Raw genomic sequence first — 13292 nt, forward strand, 5'->3', positions numbered from 1 at the left:
ACGGATGCGTCGTCCGTTACGTGAGCGTTTCGTGCGGCTGCGTTCGATCGGGAGCGAATTTTTTACGGCGGCGTGTGCGACGAGGAGGCAGGCTGCGCGGGCGGGGTGCCGGCGCGGTGGGAAAGACGGGCGGCAGTCGGCCGCCCGTCCGAGGGGGAGCCGTCAGCGCAACTGCACCGCCGCGAGAAACAGCACCATGCCGCCGATCGCGCCGTCCAGCACGCGCCACGCAACGGCCTTGCGGAACCACGGCGCCAGCAGGCGCGCGCCGTAGCCGAGCCCGAGGAACCACACGACGCTGACCGTCATCGCGCCGATCGCGAACGCGAGCCGTGCGCCTTCCGGTTCGCGTGCGCCGGCCGTGCCGATCAGCAGGAACGTGTCGAGATACACGTGCGGATTGAGCCACGTGAACGCGAGCGTCATCAGCACGATCGCGAGCCCGCCCTGCGACGGCGGCGCGACCGCGTCGCCGCGCACGTCGAGCGTGGCGTGGCCCGGCTTGAACGCGCGGCGCAGCGCGTTGATGCCGAACCAGGCGAGATACGCGAGCCCGACATACAGCACCGCATGGACGAAGGCCGGATAGCGTTCGACGAGCACCGATGCGCCGCCGACGCCCGCGCCGATCAGGATCATGTCGGACAGCGCGCACAGCAGCACGATCTTGCCGACGTGCGCGCGCATGATGCCCTGACGGAGGACGAACGCGTTCTGCGCGCCGATGGTGACGATGAGCGATCCGCACAGGGCGGCGCCGTGGGAAAAAGCGAGCCAGTTCATGATGATGGGCAGCGGGATGGGCGTAGACGAATGAATCGGGTAGCGCTAGTCTGCGGGCAGCATGAAGATAAGAGAAGCTAATTCACCTAATGCGGATTAAGGAAATCTAATGCTCGACTATGCGTTGCTCGATGCCCTCGCGGCCGTGATCCGGCATGGTTCGTTCGAACGGGCGGCCAAGGAGCTGAATGTCACGCCGTCGGCCGTGTCGCAGCGCGTGAAGCTGCTGGAGGAGCGCGTCGGCAGCGTGCTCGTCAAGCGCGGGCAGCCGTGCGTCGCGACGACGTCGGGCGCGCTGCTGTGCCGGCATACCGAACGCGTGCAGTTGCTCGAGGCCGAACTGGGCGGCCGGATGCCGGCGCTGCCGGGCCAGATCGCGAGCGCGTGGCCGACGCTGCGCGTGGCCGTCAACGACGACAGCGTCGCGACGTGGTTCATCGATGCGGTCGGGCCGTTCTGCACCGAGCGCGAGACGTTGCTCGACCTCGTGATCGACGACCAGGATTACACGGCGTCGCGCATTCGCGACGGCAGCGTGCAGGGCGCCGTGACCGCGCAGGCCGAGCCGATCCAGGGATGCCGGTCGGAACGGCTCGGCCGCATCCGCTATCGCGCGGTGTGCTCGCCGGCGTTTTACGACCGCTATTTCAGCGCGGGCATCACGCGCGACGCGCTGCGCCGCGCGCCGTGCGTGATGTTCAATCCGAAGGACGGGCTGCAGGCGCGTTTCATCCGGCGCGTGACACGCGCGGATCTCGATCCGCCGCAGCACTGGATACCGCACGTGGCAGGCTATCTGCGCGCATGCGAAACGGGATTGGGATGGGGGATGTGCCCGGACCGGATGGTCGATCGCCAACTGGCGGCGGGTGAGCTCGTGGACATGTCGCGCGGGCGCACCGTCGACATCGATCTCTACTGGCAGAGCTGGCGCCTGTCGATCGGCTGGCTCGACGATTTCAGCGCGGCGCTGAAGACGCGCGCCGCGCTGTTTCTCGATTGATTCGGCAGGCGATGCCGGCGGCGCGCGAACCGTGCGCGCCGAGCGGGATCAGACGTGCTGCAGGCCGTCGAAGTCGACGATCTGCACGTGGCGGCCCTGCATTTCGATCAAGCCGCGCTTCTGGAACTTCGACAGCGTGCGGCTGACCGTTTCGAGCGTCATGCCGAGATAGCTGCCGATGTCTTCGCGCGTCATCCGCAGGTTGAATTCCGACGGCGAGTAGCCGCGCTTCAGGTAGCGCGACGACACGTCGAGCAGGAAGGCGGCGACGCGCTCTTCCGCATTCAGCGAACCGAGCAGCATCGTTTGCGACGTTTCGCGCACGATCTGTTCGCTCATCAGCTTGTGCATGCGCAGCTGCATCGAGCCGGCTTCCGAGCACAGTGCCTTGAGCGCGCTGTACGGGATCACGCAGACGGAGCTGTCTTCCAGCGCGACCGCAGTACGCGGGTGGGTATCGTCGCAGATGCCGTCGAGGCCGAGCGCTTCACCGGCGAGATGCAGGCCCGTGACCTGTTCGCGGCCGTCGTGGCGGGTCGCGACGGTTTTCAGCGAACCCGAGCGCACCGCGTACAGGTTGTCGAATGCGTCGCCTTCGCGGAACAGCGCTTCGCCGCGCTTGACGGGGCGTGCCGCGCAGATGACCGACTCGAGGCGGCTGAGTGCTTCGGGTGCCAGGCCCTGCGGCATGCACAGGTGCCGCATTGCGCACGACGAGCAGTGCGCGGCCTGGCGAGGCGCCCAGCTACCGGTGTGCGGCGTGGCGGCGGGACGTGTGGCGACGGGCGTCAGCATGATCGTTTACTCCGGCGTTGGATCGACAGAATCATTGTCCCACCGCAAGTTGACGCTGTCGGGTGACAAAACGTCGCGACCGGCGGCGCGTGCCGGATACCGTTCAGGCAGGCTGTTCGTCGACGTTCGCGGCCGCGGGGATCAACAGCACGGGCACGGTGGCGTGCCGCACGCATTGCTCGGCGATGCTGCCGAGCACGAGGCGGCGGAAGCCGCGGCGCCCATGCGTGCCGAGCACGAGCAGATCGGCGCCGAACGCCTTTGCGCCGTCGAGGATCAACGACGAGACATCGTTGAGCGACGTCGCTTCGTTCTGCCGTGTTTCGCCTTTCACGCCGGCGGCCTGCATCAGCTTCGTGAAATCCTGCGCGAGTGCGTTGCCCTGCGCGACGAGCTGATCGCGCAGCACGGACGGATCGTAGCCGGGCACGTTGTAGTAGATCGCGGCGTTCTCGACGACGTAGAACGGTTGCAGCTCGGCGCCGTGCGCTTTCGCGAGCGCCAGCGCGGCATCGAACGCGTGGCGGGACGTATCGCTGCCGTCGACGGCAACCAGAATACGCTTGTACATAGTGTCTCCGAATAGCGGGTTGAAACGAAGTCGGCCGGATGGCCGATCGGGCTGGGCAATGCGCGATGCTGCGAGGCAGGGTAAACCAACGGCGGGGACTTTGCAGTGCGGCGCCCGCCGGGTCGCGCGGCCGCACGGCGCCTGCCGCACCGCGCGACGCGGGGTGCGTCGCGTGCGGCTCGGTCGTGGCCGCCGCGCGCGTCGGCGGCGGGAACGCATGAGGACATGCACCAGCCGGGCGCGACAGACACGTCGATGCACCGCCCGTGTCGCCATTCAATCGCAACCGGGCCGTTTCGACATGACTTCGATCAACGCATGGGCATTGGCACGATTCGCGGCATGCATGAAGCCGTGGATGCCGATGCGTGAAATCGTTCAATCGAGCATCGGTCGCGCACGCCGGTCCGCCGCCACCGGTCGCCGACCGATGCCGTTGCGCAAACGAACGATCGATTCAAACGGCGCGCCGGCTATCGCGGTACGGCCGTCAGTTCGATGATGCGTTCCGGCCGCCGTCCATGGCCGGGCCAGTACGCGCTGCCGTACATCCTGTGAACGGGGCCGAACGGCGCGTCGCCCGGAGCCGGCGCGTCGAAGCCTTTCTCGATCACCATGTAGCCCGCGCGCGGCGCGAATGCCGGATGGTTGCCGCCGGGGCGGCTGTCGAACCCGGCGAAGCCGTCGCCGGCTTCCGGCATCGCGTTGACGAGCGACGCATTGCTGCGCGTGATCTGGTCGGGCGAGATCGGCCCGCCGCCGGCGAGGCGCGACGCCTCGCGGTTCTTGCCGTCGGTGTCGACCGTGCTGTCGTGCGTGTCGTCGTTGTCGAGCTCGATGCTGCGCGGATGCACACGACCTGTTTGACCGGATGATTCCATCGCGGCTCTCCTGGCGGCGAAACGCTCCGGATCGAAGCAAATCCCGTTCCGGGCACGACGGGAAAAGGCGCGCGAGCGACCGCCGCAGCCGCGCGGCGCGCACTGATTTGTCATGATTTATTTCAGCTAGAAGACACGTTTTCTACAGAGTATGATTCTTTTCCTGCGAAGCGGCGACAGGGGATGCAGACGCGCCGCCTCTGCCCGCGCCGGGGCGCCGCAGCACCCCTTGGAGACGGGTAGTGAACAACAAAGCAAGGGACTAGAGGTGGCGGATTCATGCAAGCGACTACTGCCTTCACGCACCGCGGTTATCTGTTGAATTGCGCGCCCGCGCGCGCCAGCGACGGGTCGTTCAAGCCCTACGTCGTGATCTCCCGATCGAGCGACGGGGAGCTCGTTGCGAACCGTTTTTTTCCGATCGAGCTCCAGTTCAACGACGAAGGCGACGCGATCGCGCACGCGCGCGACTGGGCCGTGCGATGGATCGACGCGAGCAGCGTCACGATGTGACGCCGCCGCGCCGGTGCAGCACCGGCCGTCCGGTCGAGCCCCGGTGTCCCGCTCCCGGACGAAAAACGCGGTAATCTTGCGGAACCCGTCACTTTATTAGCGGCCGTGCGACCGAGCGCGGCCGCGTGCATTGGCATATGTCGACATCACCCGCCCGTCAGTGGGGCCTCGAAGAAATCGTCGCCGGCTTGCGCGAGTCGCGCGAGGAACTCCATCGCACGCGCCATCCGCGCGGCATCCGCGAACTGCCGTCGCGCGATGCGATCTGCAAGATTGTGACCGGCCTGCGCGCGTCGATGTTTCCGACGCACTACGGCGCACCGGACCTGACCGACGAAAGCGTCGATTATTACGTCGGCCACACGCTCGAAAGCACGCTGCGCATCCTGGCCGAGCAGATTCGCCGTGCGCTGCCGTTCCTGCCCGAGCATGCCGATACGCCGTTCGCCGAGCTCGACGAACGCGCGTTCGAGATCGCGCGCGAATTCGGCCGGCAGTTGCCGGCGGTCCGCGCGCTGCTCGTCAGCGACATCCAGGCCGCGTATGCGGGCGATCCGGCCGCGCAGCACATCACCGAGATCCTGCTGTGCTACCCCGGCGTGTTCGCGATGATGCACCATCGGCTCGCCCACGCGCTGCACCGGCTTGGCGTGCCGCTGCTCGCGCGCTTCATCAATGAAATCGCGCACTCGGCCACCGGCATCGATATCCACCCGGGCGCGCAGATCGGCCCGAGCTTCTTCATCGACCACGGCACCGGCGTGGTGATCGGCGAAACCGCGATCATCGGCGAGCGCGTGCGCGTGTACCAGGCCGTCACGCTCGGCGCGAAGAGTTTCCCGGCCGATGGCGAAGGCGCGCTGGTGAAGGGCAATGCGCGGCACCCGATCGTCGAGGACGACGTGGTGATCTACGCGGGCGCGACGATTCTCGGCCGCGTGACGATCGGACGCGGCTCGGTGATCGGCGGCAACGTGTGGCTCACGCACAGCGTGCCGCCTGGCACCAGCGTCGCGCAGGGCAAGGTTCGCGAAGGCGGGAGCGCCGAGAAGCCGTAACGCGGCGGGCGGCGGCGCGCCCGCTTCGCACGGGCGCGCGCCGTGTGCGTCAGTGCTTGCCGTCCGGCGAGCGGTGCTTGTACAGCACGTCCTGGTCGACGCGGATCAGGTTCTGTCCCGCATCGACGACGAAATCCACGCCGTTGTACGCATTGCCGGTCAGCAGCAGGATCGCGCTCGCGACGTCGTCGGGGCCGGCGATGCGCGCGAGCGGCGTCGACGCGCGGCTCGCGTGTTCGAAATCGGCCTGCGTCTGGTCGTCGCTCGGCAGCATCAGCCCGGGGAACACCGCGTTCACGCGCAGCACCGGTGCGGACGACAGCGCGAGCATCTGCGTGAGGTTGCCGAGCGCGGCCTTCGCGACCGTGTAGCTGAAGTGGTCGCGGTGAAAGTTTTCCTTGATCTTCTGGTCGACCACGTTCACGACGACGCCCTGCGTGCCGGCGGCGCGCGCCCGTTCGTAGAATGCCCGCGTGAGCAGGATCGGCGCGCGGCAGTTGACGGCCCATGCCTGGTCGAACGCCGCGAGGTCGAAGCTCGGGAAATGGTCCTGCCAGAACACCGACGCGTTGTTGACCAGTACGTCGAGGCGCCCGAAGCGCGCATACACCTGGTCGATCAGCGCGGCGATCTGCGCGGCATCCGACAGGTCGGCCTGCAGCGCGACCGCATCGTGCCCGCTTTCGGCGATCGCGCGCGCGGTTGCCTGCGCCGCATCGGCCGAGCGGTCGTAATGCACCGCGGTGCGATAGCCGTGCTTCGCGAAATACTCGGCGAACGCGCGCCCGGCCCGGCGCGCGGCGCCGGTCACGAGCACGACGGGCGCGTGCGCCGCTTGCTTCGTCTGCGCCATCAGGTATTCGTGAGGTTGACTGAAGAAGGATTCGCGACGATCGACAGGAATTCGCGCCGCGTCGACGGATCGGTGCGGAACGTGCCGAGCATGCGCGACGTGACCATCTCGACGCCCGGCTTGTGCACGCCGCGCGTCGAGATGCACTGGTGCGCGGCTTCGAGGATCACGCCGACGCCCTTCGGCTGCAGCACGTCGAACAGCGTGTCGGCGATCTGCACGGTCATCTTTTCCTGGATCTGCAGGCGCTTCGCGAACGCATCGACGAGGCGTGCGAGCTTCGAGATGCCGACCACGCGATGGTTCGGCAGATACGCGACGTGCGCGCGGCCGATGATCGGCACCATGTGGTGCTCGCAGTAGCTCTCGAAGCGGATGTCCTTCAGCACGATCATCTCGTCGTAGCCGTCGACTTCGCTGAACGTGCGCGCGAGGATGTCGCGCGGCTCCAGCGCGTAGCCGGCGAAGAACTGCTCGTACGCGCGCACGACGCGCGCGGGCGTATCGATCAGGCCTTCGCGTGCGGGATCGTCGCCGGCCCAGCGCAACAGCACGCGGACGGCGTCTTCCGCTTCTTCGCGGCTCGGCCGGGTGACGGCCGGCTCGGGCCGCACGGTTTTCTTTCCCTTACCCATGTAGTGGCTCCATCGAAGGCCGCCTCCGGCGGCCGATATCCGGCCATTGTTTCATGCTTTCGCGGGTCGTGCGTGCGGCCCCGCGCTCACCCTTCGTCACTTCGGCCATTCGTCCTGCTCGTCGTTGAACAGCGACGCGACGACCCCGCGCAGCCAAGCGGTGCGCGGATCGTTGTGGTACTTGCGGTGCCAGTGCTGCTTCAGGTCGAAGCGCGGCAGCGCGAGCGGCGGCTCGACGGGCACGATGAACGCGTGCTCGGCCGCATACGCATAGCCGATCGCATGTGGCACCGTCGCGATCAGGTCGGTGCGGCTCAGGATGAACGGCAGGCTCATGAAGTGCGGCGTCTCGAGCACCGCGCGGCGCTGCATGCGCTGCTTCGCGAGATATTTCTCGAGCACCTCCTGGCTGCGGCCTTCGGCGCGCACCACCGCATGCCCGCAGGTGAGGAACTGCTCGACCGTGAACGGCGGCGCCTGCTCGAACGGATGGCCGCGCCGCATCAGGCACACGAACCGGTGCGTGAACAACCGCTGCTGGAAGAAGTTGTTGCCGTCGAGGTCGGGGAAGTAGCCGACCGCGAGATCGATCGACCCGGCTTCGAGGCCGCGCCCGACTTCGTCGTGCGCGAGCGAGACCGAACGCAGGTTCGCGTGCGGCGCGCGCGTCGCGAACGCTTGCAGCAGCTTCGGCAGGAACACGATCTCGCCGACGTCCGACAGCGCGATCGAGAACGTATGCGTGCTCGCGGCCGGGTCGAAGTCGTGCGGCGCGACGAGGCCGCGCTCGATCTGCGCGAGCGCGTCGCGAGCGGCCGGCAGCAGCGCGAGCGCGCGCGGCGTCGGCTCCATCCCGCGCGACGTGCGCACGAACAGCGGATCGCCGAAATACTCGCGCAGCCGCCCGAGCGCGGTGCTCACGCGCGGCTGGCTCACGCCGAGCAGGTCGCCCGCGCGGCTCACGTTGCGCGTGTCGTCGAGCGCGACGAGGTAGGGAATCAGGTTCAGATCGAGCGCTTCCATCGTCGGGCCAGTATCGTCAAAACGTATACAACATATCTCCTGAATCGCGTTGCCGCATAGTCGGGAAAGCGCTCAAATGTGTTCCATTACTCGAACCAATGTTCAGGAGACGAACAATGCGCACCCAGGTCGCCATCATCGGCGCCGGTCCGTCCGGCCTTTTGCTTTCCCATCTGCTGCGCCTGCAAGGCGTCGATTCCATCCTCGTCGAAGCGCGTTCGCGCGAATACTGCGAGAACCGCATCCGTGCCGGCGTGCTGGAGCAGGGGACGGTCGACACGCTGAACGAAGCCGGCCTCGGCGACCGGATGCGCCGCGAAGGGCTCGAACATCACGGCATCGAACTCCTGTTCGACGGCCGGCGCCATCGCATCGACCTGTCCGAGCTGACCGGCGGGCGCGCGATCACCGTCTACAGCCAGCACGAAGTCGTGCGCGACCTGATCGCGGCCGGCGTCGAGCACGGCCACCCGATGCACTTCGAGGTCAGCGACGTCGCGCTGCACGATGTCGAAGGCGAGCACCCGTTCGTCACGTTCAAGCATGCGGACGGCCGCGCGGACCGCATCGACTGCGACTACATCGCCGGCTGCGACGGCTTCCACGGCATCGCGCGCCAGACGATTCCCGCGGAGCGGCTGAAGACGTTCGAGCGTGTCTACCCGTTCGCGTGGCTCGGCATCCTCGCCGACGCCGCGCCGTCGCTCGACGAGCTCGTGTACGCGCATCACGACAACGGTTTCGCGCTGTTCTCGATGCGCTCGCCGACGGTCACGCGCCTGTACCTGCAGTGCAAGCCCGACGAGGATCTCGCCGAATGGTCCGACGCGCGGATCTGGGACGAACTGCACACGCGCTTCTCGAACGACACGGGCTGGACGCCGACCGAGGGCCGGATCACGCAGAAGAGCGTGACGCCGATGCGCAGCTTCGTGTCGGAGACGATGCAGCACGGGCGCCTGTTTCTTGCCGGCGATGCCGCGCATATCGTGCCGCCGACCGGCGCGAAGGGGATGAACCTCGCGGTGGCCGACGTCCGCGCGCTGTCTCGCGCGCTCGGCGCACGCTACCGGACGGGCGACGCGACGCCGCTCGACACCTATTCGGCGACCTGCCTCGAACGCGTGTGGCGCGCCGAGCACTTCTCGTACTTCATGACGAACATGCTGCACGCGTCGCCGGACGATTCGCCGTTCGTCAATCGCCTGAAGTTTGCCGAACTGAAATACGTGACGCGCTCGCGGGCCGCCGCGCAGTCGCTCGCCGAAAACTACGTCGGATTGCCGTTCGACGACGCGACGGCCCCCGAGGGAACCCGCCTTGACAACGCGCTGTGCGCGCCTCTATGATCGGCCCATCGTTCGCTAATCGAATCTAGGTTCGATTAGCGAACAAATGCCGGGATCGACGTCGGCCCCGGCGCGGCACGCGGCACGCGCGTGTCCCCTCGACAGGCCGCGCATCGAGCCGCGGGTTCGTATCAGGAAGAGACATGGTCAACAAGATTTTCGAATCGCTCCAGTCGGCGGTGGCCGACATCCACGATGGCGCGACAATCATGATCGGCGGCTTCGGCACGGCCGGCATGCCGTCCGAGCTGATCGACGCGCTGATCGAGCAGGGCGCGCGCGACCTGACGATCGTCAACAACAACGCGGGCAATGGCGAGACCGGCCTCGCGGCGCTGCTGAAGGCGAAGCAGGTACGCAAGATCATCTGCTCGTTCCCGCGCCAGAGCGATTCGCAGGTATTCGACGGGCTGTACCGGGCGGGCGAGATCGAGCTGGAGCTCGTGCCGCAGGGCAACCTCGCGGAGCGCATCCGCGCGGCAGGCGCCGGCATCGGCGGCTTCTTCACGCCGACGGGTTACGGCACCAAGCTCGCGGAAGGCAAGGAAACGCGTGTGATCGACGGCAAGCCGTACGTGTTCGAGACGCCGATCCACGCCGATTTCGCGCTCGTGAAGGCGTACAAGGGCGATCGCTGGGGCAACCTCGTGTACCGCAAGACCGCGCGCAACTTCGGGCCGATCATGGCCAGCGCCGCGAAGGTCGCGATCGTGCAGGTGTCGGAAGTCGTGCCGCTCGGCGCGCTGAACCCGGAACACATCGTGACGCCGGGCATTTTCGTCCAGCGCGTCGTCGAGGTGCCGCAGGCCGCGCACGCGGCCGAGCTGGCCGCCGAACACGCCGCTTCGCAAGCTGCCTGACCGAACTTTGTATGGGACCGGAGCAAGCGCTGAAGCGTCAGCCCCGGTCGCCAGGAGACCCGACATGAAACGACTGACCCGCGATGAAATGGCCAAGCGCGTCGCCCAGGACATCCCCGAAGGCGCGTACGTGAACCTCGGTATCGGCGTGCCGACGCTGGTGGCGAACCACCTCGACCCGAGCAAGGAAATCTTCCTGCACAGCGAGAACGGCCTGCTCGGCATGGGCCCCGCGCCCGCGCCGGGCGAGGAAGACGACGAACTGATCAACGCCGGCAAGCAGCACGTGACGCTGCTCACCGGCGGCGCGTATTTCCACCACGCCGATTCGTTCGCGATGATGCGCGGCGGCCATCTCGACTACTGCGTGCTCGGCGCGTTCCAGGTGTCGGCGACCGGCGATCTCGCGAACTGGCATACGGGCGCACCCGATGCGATTCCGGCCGTCGGCGGCGCGATGGATCTCGCGATCGGCGCGAAGCAGGTGTTCGTGATGATGGAGCACCTGACGAAGCAGGGCGAAAGCAAGATCGTCGCGCAGTGCTCGTATCCGGTCACCGGCGTGCAATGCGTAAGCCGTATCTATACGGATCTCGCGGTGCTCGACGTGACGGCCGACGGCCTCGCGGTGAGCGAGATCTTCACCGACCTGTCGTTCGACGAACTGCAGAAGCTGACCGGCGTGCCGCTGATCGACGCGACGCAGAAGGCGGCTGCCTGAACCGCCGGCGTGCCGGCGCGTGCGCTCGCGCGCAGGCCGGCCCGCTTGGGTGGACAATAGGCACACGCCGTTTCCCCAATCCGATGCCATGCTTGAAGACAGCGCCCGCCTGACCTCCCTCATCTGCGGCACCGAGCCGCTCAACCGGATCTGGTCGCCCCGCGCGACGATCCAGCGGATGCTCGACGTCGAGGCCGCGCTCGCGCGCGCGCTCGCCGCGCGGCAGGTGATTCCCGCCACCGCGGTCGCGCCGATCGAACGCGCATGCGACGCCGGCCGGCTCGACGCCGACGCGCTCGCGCATGGCGCGGCGCTCGGCGGCAATCTCGCGATTCCGCTCGTCAAGCAGCTCACCGCGCAGGTGAAGGCCGACGACCCCGAGGCCGCGAAGTTCGTGCATTGGGGCGCAACGAGCCAGGACATCATCGATACCGCGACCGTGCTGCAGCTGCGCGACACGCTCGACGTGCTCGAACCGATGCTCGACGAAGCGTGCGCGTCGCTCGCGGCGCTCGCGCGCACGCACCGCGCGACGCCGATGATCGGCCGCACGTGGCTGCAGCAGGCGCTGCCGATCACGCTCGGCCTGAAATTCGCCCAGTGGCTCGACGCGCTGCTGCGCCATCGCGCGCGCTTCGCCGAATTGCGCGCGCGGGCGCTCGTGCTGCAGTTCGGCGGCGCGGCCGGCACGCTCGCGAGCCTGCGCGAGCAGGCGAGCGGCGTCACTGCCGCGCTCGCGGCCGACCTGCGGCTTGAAGCGCCGGCCGTGCCGTGGCATACGCAGCGCGACCGCATCGCGGAAGCCGCGTCCTGCTTCGGGATGCTGACGGGCACGCTCGGCAAGATCGCGCGCGACGTGTCGCTGCAGATGCAGACCGAAGTCGGCGAGCTCGGCGAACCGGCGGCCGCCGGCAAGGGCGGCTCGTCGACGATGCCGCACAAGCGCAACCCGGTCGGTTGCGCGGCGGTATTGACCGCCGCGGTGCGCGCGCCGGGCCTCGTCGCGACCGTGTTCGCGGGGATGGTGCAGGAGCACGAACGCGCGCTCGGCGGCTGGCAGGCCGAATGGGATGCGCTGCCCGACCTCGCGCGCCTGACGGGCGGCGCGCTCGCGCAGATCGCGCAGATCGTCGCGGGGCTCGACGTCAATACCGAACGCCTCGCCGCGAACCTCGACCTCACGCACGGGCTGATCCTCGGCGAAGCCGTGATGCTCGCGCTCGGCGACCGCATCGGCCGGCTCGATGCGCACCATGTCGTCGAGCATGCGTCGAAGGAAGCGGTGCGCACCGGCGCGACGCTGTTCGACGTGCTCGCCGCCGATGCGACCGTGTCGGCGCACCTGTCGCGCGACGCGCTCGCGCGGCTGCTCGATCCCGCACATTACGTCGGCGAGGCGCAGGCCTATGTCGACGCCGTGCTCGCGCTGCATGCGGGCGCGCAACAACCAGGAGAACATTGATGCCTTTCGCCACTGTCAACGGCGTGAAACTGCATTACCGGATCGACCGTGCCGCGCGCGCCGACGCGCCGTGGCTCGTCTTCTCGAACTCGCTCGGCGCCGACCTGCAGATGTGGGCGCCGCAGATCCGCCCGCTCTCGCAGCACTTCAACATCCTGCGCTACGACACGCGCGGCCACGGTCATTCCGACGCACCTGCCGGTTCGTACACGATCGAGCAGCTCGCCGGCGACGTGATCGGCCTGCTCGACCACGTCGGCATCGACTGCGCGCACTTCTGCGGGATTTCGATGGGCGGGCTGACGGGCGCCGCGCTCGCCGCGCGCTACCCGTCACGCATCGTGCGCGCGGTGCTGTCGAATACCGCCGCGAAGATCGGTTCGCCGGAAGTGTGGGTGCCGCGTGCGCAGAAGGCGCGTGCCGAAGGCATGGCCGCGCTCGCCGACGCCGTGCTGCCGCGCTGGTTCACCGACGCATTCGTCGAACGCGAGCCGCGCCTGTTCGACGCGATCCGCGACACCTTCGTGCATACCGACAAGGACGGCTACGCGGCGAACTGCGACGCGCTGAACGCCGCCGACCTGCGCGAGGAGGTGAAGGGCATCACGCTGCCGGTGCTCGTCGTGACCGGCGCGAAGGACATGTCGACGCCGCCCGACCAGGGCCGCGCGCTTGCTGCCGCGATTCCCGGTGCGCTGCACGTCGAATTCGACGCCGCGCACATTTCGAACATCGAGTGCACCGACGGCTTCAACCGTGCGCTGCTCGATTTCCTGAACGCGTGA

15 protein-coding genes are annotated in these 13292 nt (G+C 67.9%); 8 read left to right on the forward strand and 7 right to left on the reverse strand.

Going from position 1 to position 13292, the window contains the following annotated elements; all coding sequences use genetic code 11:
- Positions 1-162: 162 nt before the first annotated feature.
- Entirely contained in the window at positions 163-783 is a 621-nt protein-coding gene (locus tag VXM69_RS02115; protein WP_069705957.1) for a LysE/ArgO family amino acid transporter, read from the reverse strand.
- Positions 784-892: 109 nt separating this feature from the next.
- Between VXM69_RS02115 and VXM69_RS02120 the strand changes: the two genes are divergently transcribed.
- Positions 893-1786: a LysR family transcriptional regulator ArgP gene (locus VXM69_RS02120; protein ID WP_034189757.1), complete on the forward strand. Its 894-nt coding sequence runs from the start codon at positions 893-895 to the stop codon at positions 1784-1786.
- A gap of 48 nt (positions 1787-1834) precedes the next feature.
- Here VXM69_RS02120 and fnr read toward each other — a convergent pair whose 3' ends face one another.
- The 3 genes from fnr to VXM69_RS02135 all read right to left on the reverse strand — a co-directional run bounded on the left by fnr (position 1835) and on the right by VXM69_RS02135 (position 4033).
- Entirely contained in the window at positions 1835-2581 is a 747-nt protein-coding gene (fnr, locus tag VXM69_RS02125; RefSeq protein ID WP_034189756.1) for a fumarate/nitrate reduction transcriptional regulator Fnr, read from the reverse strand.
- Between the two features lie 103 nt (positions 2582-2684).
- The gene (locus tag VXM69_RS02130) at positions 2685-3152 is read right to left on the reverse strand and encodes a universal stress protein (protein ID WP_034189755.1); all 468 of its coding nucleotides are present in this window, start codon (positions 3150-3152) and stop codon (positions 2685-2687) included.
- 473 nt (positions 3153-3625) lie between these two features.
- Positions 3626-4033: a DUF3005 domain-containing protein gene (locus VXM69_RS02135; RefSeq protein WP_367188905.1), complete on the reverse strand. Its 408-nt coding sequence runs from the start codon at positions 4031-4033 to the stop codon at positions 3626-3628.
- Positions 4034-4312: 279 nt separating this feature from the next.
- Between VXM69_RS02135 and VXM69_RS02140 the strand changes: the two genes are divergently transcribed.
- Both VXM69_RS02140 and epsC read left to right on the forward strand, forming a co-directional pair.
- On the forward strand, positions 4313-4546 hold the full coding sequence (locus tag VXM69_RS02140) for a hypothetical protein (RefSeq protein ID WP_034189753.1): 234 nt from the start codon (positions 4313-4315) through the stop codon (positions 4544-4546).
- Between the two features lie 137 nt (positions 4547-4683).
- Positions 4684-5604 carry a serine O-acetyltransferase EpsC gene (epsC, locus tag VXM69_RS02145; protein WP_034189752.1) on the forward strand — a complete coding sequence of 307 codons (921 nt, stop codon included), beginning with the start codon at positions 4684-4686 and terminating at the stop codon, positions 5602-5604.
- Between the two features lie 49 nt (positions 5605-5653).
- Here epsC and VXM69_RS02150 read toward each other — a convergent pair whose 3' ends face one another.
- From VXM69_RS02150 to VXM69_RS02160, 3 genes are all read right to left on the reverse strand, one after another.
- Complete coding sequence (locus tag VXM69_RS02150; protein WP_034189751.1) at positions 5654-6457, reverse strand: SDR family oxidoreductase; 804 nt, start codon at positions 6455-6457, stop codon at positions 5654-5656.
- Positions 6457-7092 carry a GTP cyclohydrolase I FolE gene (gene folE, locus VXM69_RS02155; RefSeq protein ID WP_034189750.1) on the reverse strand — a complete coding sequence of 212 codons (636 nt, stop codon included), beginning with the start codon at positions 7090-7092 and terminating at the stop codon, positions 6457-6459. Before folE ends, VXM69_RS02150 begins: the two co-directional genes overlap by 1 nt.
- Positions 7093-7188: 96 nt before the next feature.
- Positions 7189-8115: a LysR family transcriptional regulator gene (locus VXM69_RS02160; protein WP_034189749.1), complete on the reverse strand. Its 927-nt coding sequence runs from the start codon at positions 8113-8115 to the stop codon at positions 7189-7191.
- A gap of 116 nt (positions 8116-8231) precedes the next feature.
- Here VXM69_RS02160 and pobA point away from each other — a divergent pair, with 116 nt between their 5' ends.
- The 5 genes from pobA to pcaD all read left to right on the forward strand — a co-directional run bounded on the left by pobA (position 8232) and on the right by pcaD (position 13292).
- The gene (gene pobA / locus VXM69_RS02165) at positions 8232-9464 is read left to right on the forward strand and encodes a 4-hydroxybenzoate 3-monooxygenase (protein WP_034189748.1); all 1233 of its coding nucleotides are present in this window, start codon (positions 8232-8234) and stop codon (positions 9462-9464) included.
- 143 nt (positions 9465-9607) lie between these two features.
- Complete coding sequence (locus tag VXM69_RS02170) at positions 9608-10324, forward strand: 3-oxoacid CoA-transferase subunit A (RefSeq protein WP_021157587.1); 717 nt, start codon at positions 9608-9610, stop codon at positions 10322-10324.
- Between the two features lie 64 nt (positions 10325-10388).
- Positions 10389-11045, forward strand: a complete 657-nt coding sequence (locus tag VXM69_RS02175) for a CoA transferase subunit B (protein ID WP_034189746.1) — start codon at positions 10389-10391, stop codon at positions 11043-11045.
- 88 nt (positions 11046-11133) lie between these two features.
- On the forward strand, positions 11134-12507 hold the full coding sequence (locus VXM69_RS02180; protein ID WP_059556390.1) for a 3-carboxy-cis,cis-muconate cycloisomerase: 1374 nt from the start codon (positions 11134-11136) through the stop codon (positions 12505-12507).
- Positions 12507-13292, forward strand: a complete 786-nt coding sequence (gene pcaD, locus VXM69_RS02185; RefSeq protein ID WP_049029382.1) for a 3-oxoadipate enol-lactonase — start codon at positions 12507-12509, stop codon at positions 13290-13292. The genes VXM69_RS02180 and pcaD overlap by 1 nt, the downstream gene beginning before the upstream one ends.

Source organism: Burkholderia sp. Ed8, assembly GCF_040761425.1.
Classification (GTDB): Bacteria; Pseudomonadota; Gammaproteobacteria; order Burkholderiales; family Burkholderiaceae; genus Burkholderia; species Burkholderia seminalis.